General features: G+C 69.3%; 11 protein-coding genes. 2 read left to right on the forward strand and 9 right to left on the reverse strand.

What is annotated here, in order from left to right; all coding sequences use genetic code 11:
- Window positions 1–5 precede the first annotated feature (5 nt).
- The 4 genes from HWY45_RS15350 to HWY45_RS15365 form a co-directional block, all read right to left on the reverse strand.
- The gene (locus tag HWY45_RS15350; protein ID WP_059454838.1) at window positions 6–776 is read right to left on the reverse strand and encodes a VRR-NUC domain-containing protein; all 771 of its coding nucleotides are present in this window, start codon (window positions 774–776) and stop codon (window positions 6–8) included.
- The gene (locus HWY45_RS15355; RefSeq protein ID WP_059882191.1) at window positions 773–1,309 is read right to left on the reverse strand and encodes a PAAR domain-containing protein; all 537 of its coding nucleotides are present in this window, start codon (window positions 1,307–1,309) and stop codon (window positions 773–775) included. The genes HWY45_RS15350 and HWY45_RS15355 overlap by 4 nt, the downstream gene beginning before the upstream one ends.
- A 401-nt stretch (window positions 1,310–1,710) precedes the next feature.
- Window positions 1,711–2,727: a tryptophan--tRNA ligase gene (gene trpS / locus HWY45_RS15360; protein ID WP_059882390.1), complete on the reverse strand. Its 1,017-nt coding sequence runs from the start codon at window positions 2,725–2,727 to the stop codon at window positions 1,711–1,713.
- Between the two features lie 220 nt (window positions 2,728–2,947).
- Window positions 2,948–3,448: a 2-thiouracil desulfurase family protein gene (locus HWY45_RS15365; RefSeq protein WP_059882189.1), complete on the reverse strand. Its 501-nt coding sequence runs from the start codon at window positions 3,446–3,448 to the stop codon at window positions 2,948–2,950.
- 160 nt (window positions 3,449–3,608) lie between these two features.
- Between HWY45_RS15365 and HWY45_RS15370 the strand changes: the two genes are divergently transcribed.
- A complete protein-coding gene (locus HWY45_RS15370; protein WP_059882187.1) occupies window positions 3,609–4,733 on the forward strand; it encodes a hypothetical protein in 1,125 nt (374 codons plus the stop codon).
- A gap of 163 nt (window positions 4,734–4,896) precedes the next feature.
- Window positions 4,897–6,447: a TIGR04222 domain-containing membrane protein gene (locus HWY45_RS15375; RefSeq protein WP_059882185.1), complete on the forward strand. Its 1,551-nt coding sequence runs from the start codon at window positions 4,897–4,899 to the stop codon at window positions 6,445–6,447.
- A gap of 49 nt (window positions 6,448–6,496) precedes the next feature.
- Here the strand turns inward: HWY45_RS15375 and HWY45_RS15380 are convergent, their stop codons facing one another.
- From HWY45_RS15380 to HWY45_RS15400, 5 genes are all read right to left on the reverse strand, one after another.
- Window positions 6,497–9,862: a glycosyltransferase family protein gene (locus tag HWY45_RS15380; RefSeq protein ID WP_060046176.1), complete on the reverse strand. Its 3,366-nt coding sequence runs from the start codon at window positions 9,860–9,862 to the stop codon at window positions 6,497–6,499.
- On the reverse strand, window positions 9,859–11,016 hold the full coding sequence (gene rffA / locus HWY45_RS15385) for a dTDP-4-amino-4,6-dideoxygalactose transaminase (RefSeq protein ID WP_059882181.1): 1,158 nt from the start codon (window positions 11,014–11,016) through the stop codon (window positions 9,859–9,861). Before rffA ends, HWY45_RS15380 begins: the two co-directional genes overlap by 4 nt.
- A gap of 146 nt (window positions 11,017–11,162) precedes the next feature.
- Window positions 11,163–11,885, reverse strand: a complete 723-nt coding sequence (locus HWY45_RS15390; RefSeq protein ID WP_059804266.1) for a WbqC family protein — start codon at window positions 11,883–11,885, stop codon at window positions 11,163–11,165.
- A complete protein-coding gene (locus HWY45_RS15395) occupies window positions 11,882–13,267 on the reverse strand; it encodes an NAD(P)/FAD-dependent oxidoreductase (RefSeq protein ID WP_059882179.1) in 1,386 nt (461 codons plus the stop codon). The genes HWY45_RS15390 and HWY45_RS15395 overlap by 4 nt, the downstream gene beginning before the upstream one ends.
- Window positions 13,268–14,053, reverse strand: a complete 786-nt coding sequence (locus HWY45_RS15400) for a class I SAM-dependent methyltransferase (protein ID WP_059563920.1) — start codon at window positions 14,051–14,053, stop codon at window positions 13,268–13,270.
- Window positions 14,054–14,397 lie beyond the last annotated feature (344 nt).

Raw genomic sequence — 14,397 nt, forward strand, 5'->3', positions numbered from 1 at the left:
GGTATTCAGGGGAACGCGAAGCCGGGGACGCCCGGCGGAAGATGCGGAATCGGGGCAGGCATTGCGCGGTTCGGCCCGGCCGGACTGACGCCAAAAATCGACTCGACGTCAGATTGCGTTTGCGTCGATCGTGCCGGTTTTTCGTCCGGCTTGTCATCGCCACATCCGCAGTCGGCGGGGCGCAGCGTTGCCACCTTTTTGTCGCTACCGGCGATTCGCACGTATGCCTCCCGTTGACGATCGCCGTACGAATCCTCGAACTTCATTTCGACGACGGTCTTGATATTCGACTGCTCGGGCGGCAGAGCAGGATCGCGCACGATCACGACGTCGGGTCGACGCGTTTGATCCAGGCCCGTTTTCTTCCCGTCGCGGTAGCCCTTCATGCCGCCCGGCCAATTATCCCGTATCCAGTCGACGACGGAATCCGGGCGCAGAGGCCGATCCTCTTCGGTCATGATCGGGACCGGAGGCGCTGGCGGTGTCGGGCTCATGTCGTAGCTGACCTCCGGCAGGTACTCGGTCGGTCCCCCGAACGTCGCTCGCGACGATTCGTTCATGGCGTCCAGGCGTTGAGCGACGCATGCTTGTCGGAGCGTCCGCGACCTCCCGCGCTTGTCCACTCTTGTCTGGACGCCGATGCGCGCGCAGGGGCACATCACGCCGCAGAGCACTTCCTTATCCTTTCCCGACAGGCGACCGTCGAGCCCGACGAGGGTCGTGTTGCCGTCGCCCTTGCTCGCGCCGGCGGCCGAACTGCGCGAATAGTCGGTCATGCCTTCGTGTCCGCGGTGCCTGTCGTGCCCGGCTGGCTGAACGACAGCGACGCGGCCTGTTGTGTATTCAGCCAATCCGTATGGCCGTTCGCATCCGTCATGCCGTGAATCGTCTGGCCGTCCGTCGACGTCACGGTGTACGGATGGTTTGCGATGGGCCGGCGCGTGTTGTCGTCGACGACCTGGAAGCGGCCGCGATTCGGGCCGTCGTTCTGCGGCACTACGCTCTTGCCGCCGCCGACCGGCGCGCCTGCGCCCGATGTTGGCGAGGCGGTTGCGGTGCCCTGGGACGCGATCAGGCTCGCGCCACACGCAGTTACGTCGCCCTCAGACACGACCGGCCGACCGTGGAACGTCATGTTCAAATCGGCCTTGATCTTCACGATCGGATAGAGGCCGCCGCAGCGCGGACATGAAACCATGTCGCCGAGCAGAGCGAGCGCCTTCCCGTCGACAGTGTTGGTCATGTCACTGGCAATAACGCGCCCACCGTGCGAGGTCGTGTCGCCATCCCGAATGAATGCGAAGCCCATGCTGAACCCTATGAAGAAACGGTGCCGCCGACTGTAGCACGCGACGCGTGAGCCGTTCCCCTGTTGGGATTAACAGGCTTTTGAGATTGTCAAGTGATAGGAGGGGGCTGCGAGCGAACGGGGCGGATTGCTTCCGATCCATGCAGTTCGTCGGGGGGGGCAGTGCGGAATTCTTCCGGCACCTGGCGCGGTGATTTTTCATCGTAGCCGCTTCGCATGCGCTGGCGCGAACTACAGTGAAATTACAGTTTGGATGAGCTTGGACAGCCCTGATTGACCTTGATTAGCCTTGGTTTTGCTGATTGCGAGTCGTGTAAGGCTTTGATTTTTAAAGGCTCCCGGTGTGCCGGTAAAGCTCCGAAGGCAGGGGTTGCCCACCCTGCCTCCGGCCAATACCACCATCAGCCCCCGAAGTAGCACAGCCCCATCGCACGCTTCACATCCGCGAGCGTCTGCGCGGCCACCTCCCGCGCGCGCAGCGTGCCGCGCTGCAGGATGGCCATCACCTCGCCGCGCTCGTTCTCGAACGCGCGGCGCCGCGTGCGAATCGGTTCGAGCAGCGCCTGCAGTCGCTCGTTCAGCATGCGCTTGACGACGCTGTCGCCGAGCCCGCCGAGGCGATAGTGCGCCTTCAGTTCATCGACCTTCTGCACATCGGGTTCGAACGCATCCAGGAACGCGAACACGACGTTGCCCTCGACCTGGCCCGGGTCGCTCACGCGCAGGTGGTTCGGGTCGGTATACATGTCGTTGACCGCTTTCGTGATCTCGTCCGGGGACGCGCCCAGCGCGATCGCGTTGCCGAGCGACTTGCTCATCTTGGCCTTGCCGTCCGTGCCGGGCAGCCGCGTGACCGACGACAGCACGGCCTCGCATTCGACCAGCACCTGCTGGTCGACCGTATGGTTGAAGCGGCGCACGAGCTCGTTGGTCTGCTCGATCATCGGCAACTGGTCGTCGCCGACGGGCACGTGCGTCGCGCGGAACGCGGTGATGTCGGCCGCCTGGCTGACGGGGTAGGTGAGGAAGCCGGCGGGAATGTCGCGCTCGAAGCCGCGCAGGCGGATTTCCTCCTTGATGGTCGGGTTGCGTTCGAGCCGCGCGACGGTGACGAGGTTGAGCAGGTATTGCGCCAGCTCCGCCAGCTCGGGCACCTGCGACTGGATCAGGATCGTCGACTTCTGCGGATCGATGCCCGCCGCGAGATAGTCGAGCGCGACCTCGACGACGTTGTCAGTGACCTTGCGGTGCCGGCCGACGTTGTCGGTCAGCGCCTGCGTGTCCGCGAGCAGCAGGAATTGCCGCGCCTCGTGCTGCAGCCGCACGCGCGCGCTCAGCGAGCCGAAGTAATGGCCGAGGTGCAGCGGGCCGGTCGTGCGGTCGCCGGTGAGGACGACGGGAAGGGTCGTTTGAGTCATGGTCTGGGGCTCCATGGTCAGACACCACCAGCCGCCAGCGCAGAAACGACAATGCCGCCAGGACTGGCGGCATCGCGTTGGGAAAAGACAGGAAGAAACGGGCCGCCGGGTTCAGGCGCGCCACCAGCGTTGCAGCTTCGACGAGGTCGGTTTCAGGTCCATCGGGCGAGTATAGCGGAGCGCGGCCGCCGCCGCATCGGGCCGGGCGCTGCGTGCCGCCTCAATCGAGTTGCGCGAGCCTTGCACGCAGCGCATCGATCTCCGACTCCGCGAACACCTCGATGCCATGCTGCCGCAGCAGCGCGGCCGTGACGCCCGAGCCGGGATGCTTCCGGCCCGCGAAGCTGCCGTCGTAGATGAAGCGGCTGCCGCACGACGGGCTGCCGTCGGCCAGCAGCGCGAAACCGCAGCCATGCGCGCGCGCGAGGCCCAGCGCGACCTGCGCGCCGGCAATGTAAGGCGCGGTGACGTCCTTGCCCGTTGTCTCGACGACCCGCGCGCCGCCCGCCAGCACCTGCTGGCCCGATGCGCCATCCGCGATTTCCGCCGGCGGGCGAGGCACGCCGAAGCCCGCCGCCAGTTCGGGACAGACGGGCACGATGCGCCCGTCTTGCCGCCATTCGTCGAGCGCGCGATGCGCGGCGGTCTTGGCCGCGCCGTTGTAGCGCACCGGCTGGCCGAGCAGGCATGCGCTGACCAGGATCTTCTGCTTCGTCTGCAATGTCGCCCCCTTGTGCGGGACCTTGGAACGGACGGGGAATTTTACGTGAGCCTTACTGGCGGAGCGCCGCGTTCGCCGGGATACAATTCGCGCGAATCATCAGACGGTATCCGGCGCGCCGCAATCACGACGCGTACCGATCGACGAAGACAAGGACGCCATGAAGCATTCGATCGCCAGCCTTTCCGTTGTGCTGGCCGCCGTGTTCGGCACGGTCGCGCACGCTGCGCGCGCCGAGGACATTCCGCTCGGGATGCCCGACGGATTCATCGCATCATCGGTCGACAAGGTCGCCGACGGGCAATACTGCGTCACCGGCGAAGTCATGGACGAGATGGGCACGAAGCACGACGCATGGGTCGCGCTGGTCGATGCCGGCGCGAAGCGCGTCGCATGGCGCACGCGGCTGCCGTTCGAGCGCCCGTACGTCGGCAACGACGCGGTGCGCTGCGCGGCCGGGCAGGGCGCGTATTTCGTGCTGACGCAGGAGCGCACCCACATCGAGGAAAGCCTCAACCAGACCAAGGTGGTGCTGAACAAGCTCGGCGCGGACGGCAAGCTGCTGAAGCGCGAACCGGTCGGCGCCGGGTTCGACGAGTGGGCCTACCTGCTCGACGTCGACGGCAACGCTGTGACGGTCGCGGGCGGCACGAGCGACGCGCTCGAGCGCAAGGGCAAGCTCGGCAATTACGTCACGCGCTTCGACACGCAGCTCGTGCGCACCGGCGTGACGACGATCCCGAACGGCGCGTTCTGGACCGGCACGACCGCGGCGCTTTCCGCGAACCAACTGCGCGTCGCCGGACAGTTTATGCCGAACGCGGGCGGCGCGTCGGGCGGCCGCGAGGGCTTCGCGGTGTCGCGGATCAACGTCGACCAGCACAAGTACCAGTCGTCGACTTACGTGTCGCCGCCCGACGCGCGTGTAGAGGCATCGGCGTTCAGCGCGGACGGCGCCGCGTACTACGTCGCGACCACGCCGACGGCGCTGTCGGTGGCGGTCGTCTCGCCGGCCGGCAAGCTCGCGCAGCAGTTCACGACGCGCAAGATCGTGTGCGATCTCGCATCGATCGGCGTGACCGGCTCGACGATCACCGTGATCGGCACGACGTGCGACAAGCCGGCGGCCGGCACGCTCGCGACGATCGACCTGTCGACGCGCCAGGCCACGACGACGCGCCGCATCGCGGGCGACGTGCGCGTCGCGCGTGTCGACGGCAATGCGTGGGTCGGTGTGGTCGATGCCGGCAAGCGCGGCCTCGTGCTGCGGCGTGACGCGCCATAGCGTGGCGTGGCGCGCGACGGCACACCGAACGCCGGGCCATCGCGCATGCAGGCGGACGATGCACCCCGTATTCCACCCGCCGCACCCCCATGCGAGAATCCCCCGCAACGACAACAGCAAGCGTTGATCGCGGCGGCCGTCCGCGCATCGCGCGACCCCTTCGATGGCTCGCTTCCCGTCTTCCCCGGCCGCGGCCGATGCACGCGCGCTGACCGAACCGCAGCGCGCGCTGCTCGCGCGCCTGCAGGCCTATTCGCCGGACGTGCCCGATGCGCCGCAGCCGTACAGCCGCCGCCTTGCCGACGCGCAAGGCTGGACGCACGCGCGCGCGCTGGGCGTCATCGACGAATACAAGCGCTTCGCGTTCCTCGCACAGGCGGCCGGCCATCCGGTCACGCCGTCGCACGCGGTGGACGCCGCGTGGCACCTGCATCTGCAGTACACGCGCGAATACTGGGACGTGTTCTGCGCCGGCGTGCTGCGCGCGCCGCTGCACCACATGCCCGGCACCGGCGCGCCGGACGAAGCCGACCGGTACGCGCGGCACTACCGGCGCACGCTCGACAGCTATCGGCGGCTGTTCGGCAGCGAGCCGCCCGAGACGATCTGGCCGCGTTCGGCGCCCGAACCGGCGGCGCGCACGCCCGATGAGCCGCACACCGTTGCGCACACCGAACCCTCCCGCCGCGAGCGCATCGCGCACCGCCTGCGCCGCCTGACGAGACTGTCATGGCCCGCCGCGCTGGCGAGCGTCGCGGCAACCTGCGCATCCGCGCGGGATTTCAACGTGCTGAACTTCTCCGGCCCGCAGTTCCTCGCGTTCTACGTGCCGGCCTGCGTGGCCGCACTACTGCTGATCGCGGGCCTGCAGCGGCTCGAACACCGCTGCCGCCCATGGGGCGCACGCCACCGTGAATCGTCACCCGACCTGAGCGCGGAGGAAGCCGGGTATCTCGCGGGCGGCGCGTCGCGGATGACGCAGGTCGCGACGCTGTCGCTCCTCCATGCGGACGCGATCTGGCTCCAGGTCCACAAGCGCGGCTCGCGGGTGCGGGTTGCCGATTCGGCACGCGCACACACGGGCCACCTGGCGGACGAATGGGCCTGGCTGAACGCGCAGCCCGGCCGAGAAACGACCTATGGGGCGTTTCGCACGCGTCTCGCGCAGCGCGAGTCCGGCATCGTCGCCGGGCTGCGCCGCAACGGCTGGCTGTGGGCGCCCGGCGACATGCGTACGGCGCGGATCGCCGCGCGTGCGATCGCGCTGCTCGTGTTCGGCACGGGCGCGGCGAAGCTCGCGATCGGCCTGAGCCGCGGGCGGCCGGTGCTGCTCCTCATGATCTGCATGGCCGGGTTCTCGATCGGGTATCACCTCGTGAGTGCGCGCCTGAGCGGGTTCGGGCGCGGCGGCATGACGCGTGGCGGCCAGGCGGCACTGGATGCGCATGGCGAGGCGCGCCGGGACGACCGCGCCACGCCGGACGCGCTGCTGTGGGCGACCGCGCTGTTCGGTGCCGGCGCGCTCGCCGGCACCGCGTGGGCCGCGTATGCGAATCCGCTGATGGCGCCGCTGGCGATGCCTGCCGCGGCGAAAGGCGGCGGGTCGTCCGATTCGGATGGCGGCGACAGCAGTTGCTCGAGCGACTCGGGATCGAGTTCGTGCAGTTCGAGCTCATGCGGCTCGAGCGGCTGCGGCGGGTGTTCGAGCAACTGAACGGCGGGCGGGGCCGGCGGACCTCCGCGACGGCCCCGCCCGCGCAACGCTACACAGTCGTCACATCGACGGGCGCATGCGCGCCCGCATTGCCACGATCCCCCGCCTCCATGATCAGCTTCCAGTCGAAGGCCGGCAGCGCGCACAGCTGCTCGACGGTCGATGCGTATTCCTGCGTCGTCGTGCCGAGGTAGCGCACCTTGTCGGTCCACCCGGGCAGCGCGGCCTGCGACGTGGTCACCACGACCGCCAGCAGATCCTGCTCCGGCAGCGCCGCGACTTCGTCGAGATTGAGCCGCACCTGCTCCAGGTCGCCGTGGGCGTCGAGGATCAGCACGCCGGGAATCGGCGCGTCCGTGCTTGCGGCCGGCGCGGCGGCAGGCTGGCCGGCGCATTGCAGATAGACGTCGCGATAGCGCGGCAGCGCCTGCTGCAGCGCGTGATGCTTGCGCACCTTCGCCTGCGCGGTGCGGGCGATCCGGCGGCGCAGCGCGGGTTGCGCGATCAGCCGCTCGATCGCGTCGAGCCATGCCGCCGCCGTATCGTCGACGAGCAGGCCGTCGCAGCCGTCGTCGAGCGCGCAGCGATAGGCCGGCCGGTCGCTGACGATCGTCGCGATGCCGGCCGCCGCGTATTCCTGCCACCGGATCGTGCTCTTGCCCGCGTTGTAGTCGGTGTCGGCGAGCGGCAGCAGCGCGATGTCCCAGCGCCGCTCCAGCAGGCGCTGCGCGTACGCGCGGTAGTCGGCGGCCGCGGGTGCGCAGGTGGCCGCCGGATGGGACGCCCAGCCGGCCGGCACGTGCGCGCCGATGAAGCAGATCCTCACCTTGCCCGGATGGCGCGCGCAGATCGCCTGCAGCGCCGCGTCGACGAGCGCGAAATTCTCGTCGCGCAGCGCCGCGCCGGCGATGCCGATCGTCACGTACGCATCGTCGCGCGCGGTCACCGGCTGATGGAAGCGATCGAAATCGACGCAGTCGGGCAGCACGTGCACGCGCGGGTTCGACAGCCGGTAGCGGCCCGCGAGGAACGGCGTCGACACGATCACGGCCGCCGCGTTGAGCAGCGCGTACTCGAGCCCGGCGCGCGCCATGCCGCCCGGCGCGGCGAGCGGATGCGCGGCGGGCAGGTCGGTCAGCAGGTCGTCGGTTTCGTAGATCACCGGCTTCTTGAGACTGAAGATGGCCCGCAGGCCGTCGTCCGTCAGCACGCCGGGCGTCATCCGGTGCAGCAGGATGGCGTCGGCGTCAGCCAGCACGCTGCTGTCGATCCGGCCGTCGCGAATGCCCCAGACGAACTCCCACTCGTCGCGCAGCCGGTCGAACGGCTGCACGAGGCGAACCCGCGCCGACGCGCTTTCGGGCGGCTCGACCGAATACACGACGAGCCGCCTGCGGCGCGGCGCGGCGTCCGCGCTCGCGGCGCCGGGCGCCGGCGTCCGGTTCTGTTCCAGCAGCCGCGCATACAGCGCGCCGTGGCGCGCGGCGTTGCGGTTGACGTCGTGCCGCGCGCGGAGCGCGTCCTGCGCGGCCGCGGCGAGTTGCGCGCGCGCCTGCGGATGCTCGATCAGGTGCGCGATCGCGTCGACCCACGCGTCGGCGGCGTCGGCGACGAGCCAGCCGGTGCGGCCGTGGACGACCGCGCTGCCTGGCGCGGGCGCGGCGACGAGCACCGTGGCCGCGCCGGCCGCCGAGCATTCGAGCCACGCGCGCGGCGGATCGTCGTCGCGCAGCGTGACCGGCGACGCGACCAGCGCAATGTCGAGGTCGGCGTGCTTCAACTGGTCCGCATAGGCGTCATAGGGCGCGGGCGCGGCGATCAGCGCGACGTCCGGATCGCCGTCCCAGCCGGCCGGCAGCGCCGGCCCGACGAACGACACCCGGAGCCTGCCCGGATACCGGCGGCGCAGCTCGGCCAGCGCCAGCCGGGCCTGTTCGAGACGGGGGCCGTCGAGCCCGGCGCCGGACACCGCGAGGTTCACGTGATCGCGCACGCCGGGCGCCGCGCGGTACAGCCGTTCGACGTCGATGTCGGTCGGCAGCACATGGACCGACGCGTTGACCTGCCGGTACTGCCGCGCCAGATCCTCCGACGGCACGACGAGCGCGTGCGCGCGCTGCGCGGCGTAGCGCACGTTCGCGCTGCGGCGCGCGTTGTCGGCGGCCCCGGGCGTGCCGGCGAGCAGCGTTTCGAGCGGGGCGTCGATTTCGTGGACGATCGGCTTGCCGAGCGCGAACAGCTGTTCCAGCGCGGCCGGGGACAGCAGGCCCGGCGTGTCGCCCTGCAGCACGATCAGGTCGGCGCGCTGCAGCGCGTCCGCATCGATGCCGGCGTGCGTGACGGGAAAGCTCAATTCCCATTCGTGCGCCAGCCTGGCGAACGGCTGCACGAAGCGCACGCTGGCGCGCGCGTGCTCGGCCGGCTCGGCGGTCACGACCGCGAGGCGCTTGCGCGGCGAGGCCGGCTGGCGGCCGGCGGCGCCGGCCGCCACGGCCAGCGCGTCCAGTTCGTCCGCGCGGGCCTGGGTCTTGTCGATGAACGTCTGCAGCTGCCGCCAGAACGTCTCCTCTTCCTGCAGGTACGCGTCGCGCGCTTCATGAACGGTGGCCTTCGCGTGGGCGATCTCCTGTTCGTCGAGCGCCCACGCGATGCCCTTGCCGTCCATCACCCAGCGGTACGGCTCGGGCAGCGATGCGTCGTTCGGAATGCACACCACCGGGCAACCGCACAGCAGCGCCTCGAATGCGGCGGTCGACCACTCGTACAGGTACACGCACTCGACCTGCCGGAACAGCGCCGCGAGTTCGTGCGCGGAGCGTTCCGGCACGCGATTGGATATCTCGATCGAATCGGCGGTGACGGGATGCAGGCTGCCGCCGCGTATCAGGTGCCGGTTGATGAAGACGGCCGTGCCGCTGCGGCGCGCGTCGTCGACGCCGTCGCTGTTGAAGATGCGCGTGTCGACCAGCGGCATGCGCAGCAGGTCCGCCTGCCATCCTGCGGGCACCAGCGAGGGCCCGAACGTGAACACGAGGTCGCTCGGCTGCAGGTCGATCGCGTTGCCCTCGATGCGGCCGGGTTCGGCGAGCAGGTAGCGCGCGACGGTGCGCGTGCCGAACGGATTGCCGGAGACGATTTCCGGATAGACGGCGATCGCGCTGCGATTCGCGTCGGCGTGCGACTGCACGATGTCGTTGGTCAGCCGCGGCGTGCGCAGGTCCGGATGCATGCCATCCGTGTTGACATACGCTTCGTGGCCGAGCAGGTTCAGCACGTGGCACAGGTAGTGCATCGCGCGGACCCCGCCGGACGTCTGCCGGTATCTCGGCGCGCATACGTAGTACGGGTGGTCGAGCCGCGCAAAGATGCGCGACCCGCGGTGCGTCGGGCCGGAAGTCGGAATCGTCGTCGTCATCGGGTGCGGTAGAAATCGAAGACCACCTCGAGGATGCGGTCCTGTTCGGCTTCGGTCATGTCGTGGTACAGCGGCAGCCGCACGAGCCGGTCGGCGACGAGCTCCGTCACCGACATGCCGGACCCGCAGCGCCCGTAGCGCTGGCCGGCCGGCGAGCTGTGCAGCGGCACGTAATGGAACACGGCGTTCACGCCCGCGTCGCGGATCTGCTGCAGCAGCGCGCTGCGCTCGGCGAGGTCGCGCGCGAGGAAATAGAACATGTGGCCGTTGCCGCGCTCGGCGAGCGAAATCGCGGGCAGCGCGATCAGCCCGTCCGCGTGCAGCGGCTGCAGCGCGTCCTGGTAGCGCTGCACGGTCGCGCGCCGCTGCGCGGTGATCACGTCCGCGTGCTCGAACTGCGCGTACAGGAATGCGGCGATCAGCTCGCCCGGCAGGAACGACGAGCCGACGTCGACCCACGTGTACTTGTCGACCTGCCCGCGGAAGAACTGGCTGCGGTTGGTGCCCTTCTCGCGGATGATCTCCGCGCGCTCGACGAGGCGCGGGTCGTTCACCAGCAGCGCGCCGCCTTCGCCCGAGATCACGTTCTTGGTCTCGTGGAAGCTGAGGCACGCGAGGTGTCCGAGGCTGCCGAGCGGCTTGCCGTTCCACGTCGACTGCAGCGCCTGCGCGGCGTCCTCGATCACCCACAGGCCGTGGTCCTCGGCGAGCTGGCCGATCGTGTCCATGTCGCACGCGACGCCCGCGTAGTGCACCGGCACGATCGCGCGGGTGCGCTCGGTGATGGCGGCGGCGACGAGCGTCTCGTCGAGGTTCAGCGTGTCGCGGCGGATGTCGACGAACACCGGGGTCGCGCCGCGCAGCACGAACGCGTTGGCGGTCGACACGAACGTGTAGGACGGCATGATCACTTCGTCGCCGGGCTGCACGTCGGCGAGGATCGCGGCCATCTCGAGCGCGGCCGTGCACGAGTGCGTGAGCAGCGCGCGCCGGCAGCCGATGCGCGCCTCGAGCCACTGGTGGCACAGCTTCGTGAACGCCTGGTCGCCGGCGAGGCCGCCCTGCTCGACCGCTTTCGCGATGTAGTAGAGCTCCTTGCCGACCACGAACGGGCGGCCGAACGGAATGCAATCGAGGTTGGGTGGGCCGAACATGGTCAGGGTCCTCGGAAAGTGACGGGCGATCGGCGGCGCGGCGCGGGACGCGTGCCGCTCAGGCGTCCCGGCGGGCCGCGATCGCGCGGGCGCACGGGCCGTCGCCGTGCGGTTTCATGTGCCGGGATGCATGCGCGGGCATCGCGTCACGCTCGCGGGCACAGCGCGTAGCGGCGCGCGTCGGGGCCGCAGTTGAACAGCACGTCGAGCACCGTCACGCCGTGCACGAACGCGCCCCACTGCTGCGGATACTCGGGATAGGCCGGGTAGTCGAACCAGCGCACCGCGACGTTCGCTTGCGCGAACAGGCTCTCGTCCAGATAGCTGCGCGCGGCCGGGCCCGACAGGTATTCGGTGGCGCCGGCCTGCACGCACAGGTTCAGCAGCTTCTCGGTGCGATCGCCGTGCAGGTCGTAGTCCGACGACGACGAGATGCGCGTGCCGATCTCGAGCTGCTCGTTGACCCACGTCAGCAGCGTGCGGTTCAGCTCGCTCAGCGTGTCGTACCGGCGGCCGACGTAGAGCGCCTCGAGCGCGTCCGCATAGCGCGCGAAGTGCGGCGCGCGCGCGTAGTTCTGCTGCAGCCGCTTCCAGTGCTGCGGCGCCCAGTCGGCGCCGTCGATCTCGGTTTCGCGGATCGGCTGGTGATACTTGCCCTTCACCTTCACCGGCACGCTCAGCCATTGCACGCCCTGCGGCGTCTTGATCTGGTTGCGGTTGCGCCAGTCGCGGCGCGTGTACTGCGCGTCGTCGTACAGGATGAACTCGTCGCACGCGGCGATCAGGTCGAAGTAGCCCTTCCACGGGATGTAGTTCGACTGGAGGATCGCCACGCGCTTCGCGACGGGTCTCAGGGGCGTGCCGCTCATGCCGGGATGTGGCCGTACCGGTACATGTCGACCAGCTCGGGCGGAATGCCCCAGTCGGTCGCGCCGACCTGGTCGTGCAGCGCCTCGAGGTCCGCGCGCATCGAGCGCTGCAGCTGCTCGACCATGCGGTTGCGCGCCGGCTCGAAGTCGTGCTGGTACGCGGCGTTGATCTGGTGCCGCACCGTCTTCGCGATCGCGGCCTCGCGCGTCATGTTGCGGATCAGCGGCCGCTCGGGCGCGAGTTCCGCGTAGCGCGGGTCGATCGGCTCGCCGCGCATCGCGGCGACGAGGTCGCGGCACAGCACCGGCGACAGGTGGAAGCCGTCGCGCTTGGTGCCGCCGAGGATCCACAGGTCGCGCACGCTGGTCTCGCCGAACAGCGGATACAGGTCGGACGTCATCGGCCGCCAGCCCACGTTCACGTTGACGAGGTTCGCGCGGTAGAACTTGCTGTTGATCTGGTCCATCGCCGCCTTCAGCAGCGAGTACGCGCTACCGACGTGGCCGTGGTCGATCGGCACCGGGCTGATGTAGTTGCTCGCGCCGATCAGCGTGCGGTCCGGCCCGTACGGCGCCGAATACACGCCGCAGGCGAGGCCGCGGTTGGTCGTGCGGATGCAGTGCGTGTGCACGTGCTCCTTGCTCTGCAGCTCGACCGACATGCCGATGCCGTAGAACAGCCGCTGCACCGGCAGCTCGGGCGCGCTCGCGCGCAGCACCTCGCCAAGGTTCGCGCCGTTGCAGAGCACGAAGCGGTCCGCGTCGAGCGTGCTGCCGTCGGACAGCCGCGCCGCGACGACGCGCCCGCCCGCGATGTCGAGCCGCTCGACTTCGGCATCGACGAGCGTCGTGTTGGCGGCCTGTGCGACGGAGGCCGTCAGCGCGTCGAGAAACTGCTTCGGATTGACCCAGCCCTCGCGCTTCAGGTAGAGCGCGTTCAGCGCGCGATAGCGCGGGTCCGGGTGATAGTTCGGGATGCTTGACGGATCGACGGCCTCGCAAGGCTCCTCGAATTCGCGGCAGAAGCGCTTCACCGCCGCGAAGTTCTCATCGTCGAGCGCGTCGGTCGCCGCGTTGTTGAGCACGTACGTGCCGAACCCGTGGGCGACCTCGCGCGCCGGCGTGCAGATCTCGGCAAACACGCCGGGCCAGGCCGCCGTTGCCGCGCGGCTCAGCTCGAACTTGAAGCGGTCGAGCGGCGTGCCGAGCGAGTCGCCTTCGAGTTCGGTGAACGAGTTGAGCATCGCCGCCGCCGCGCGCGTCGCCGAGCCCGGGCGCAGCGCCGGGCCGACGATCACGAGCTCGACGCCCGGTTCCGCGCGTTGCCATGCCCGGGCCGTCATCAGCCCGAGGATGCCGTTGCCGAGGATCGCGATCTTCATTTACTTGCGCCCCCGTCCGCCTTCCGGGAACGTCAGGTAGCACAGCGACGGATACGCCTGCGTGCGGTGGATCTGGTGCGGGATCTTGCCGAGCACCTTTTGCAGGTAGTGGATGCCTTCCGCGGGCGCCTGATGGCCGCGCATCAGTTGCCACATCGCGACCACGCCGCCCGGCACGAGCCGCTCGAGCACCGCTTCGAACGCCTGCTCCGTCGGGAGCGGCACGTTCAGGTCGAACCACGCGAGCGCGATCGTCTCGCCCGGGTGCGCTTCATTGAACGCGGCCAGCGTGTCGCGGCAGTCGCCTTCCCACACATGGTGCTTGCCGTTCACGTGGCCCATCGCGTTGTTGCGCTCGTGCAGCGACAGCAGCTTGCGCAGCAGGTCCGCGTAGCCGCTTTCCACCGAATAGGTGCCGTCGGAGAACAGCTTGCGATCGCGCGAGTCGTTATCCGAGAAGCCTGCGTAGCCGGTGAACGTATCGAACGCGTGGATGCGGCGCTGGAAGTTCAGCGGCTCGAGGATCGCGCGGAAGTTCTCGCACAGCACCGCGGTCTGGCCGCGCCACGTGCCCATGTCGAGGATCGAGCCCGGCAGCTTCACGATCTGCTGGTACACCTCGAACGTGCCGAGGATCCGCGCGAGCAGCGAGCCGCGCACGAACAGGCCGAGCGAGCGCTCGAGTTCCTCGGGGGTCGCGGGATACGCGTGCAGCAGGTCGAACAGTTCGCGGCGCGCGGCGAGCTGGTCGTCGTTCGAGTTGGTGATGATGGAAGACTCGTGCATACAAAAGGCTCCAGGGGCTGAGGGTGAGACCGAACGAAGTGCCGTGGCGAAACGGGATCGCGTGCGCGACCGGCGTCCGATGCGGCAACCGGGCCCGTGCGCGTCGCGGCGCGCAAGCGGGGCGCCCGGTCGTTCGCACGGTGCAATCCGGTCATCTTTCTGCGATCAAGTCTATCGAGCGCCGTCAGGATCGAATGTCGGATTAGCGGCCCATTTCACCCCGCATTTCGATGGATGCAGGATGATCCGGCGCGGTTTTCGAGCGGCTTGCAGTCGCGGGAATAGCGACCAATTCCGGCACCTGATCGCCGAATTGGAACGCGGCGCGCGCGAGGAGAATTCGG

It is taken from the genome of Burkholderia stagnalis (genome assembly GCF_902830275.1).
GTDB classification, from domain to species: domain Bacteria; phylum Pseudomonadota; class Gammaproteobacteria; order Burkholderiales; family Burkholderiaceae; genus Burkholderia; species Burkholderia stagnalis.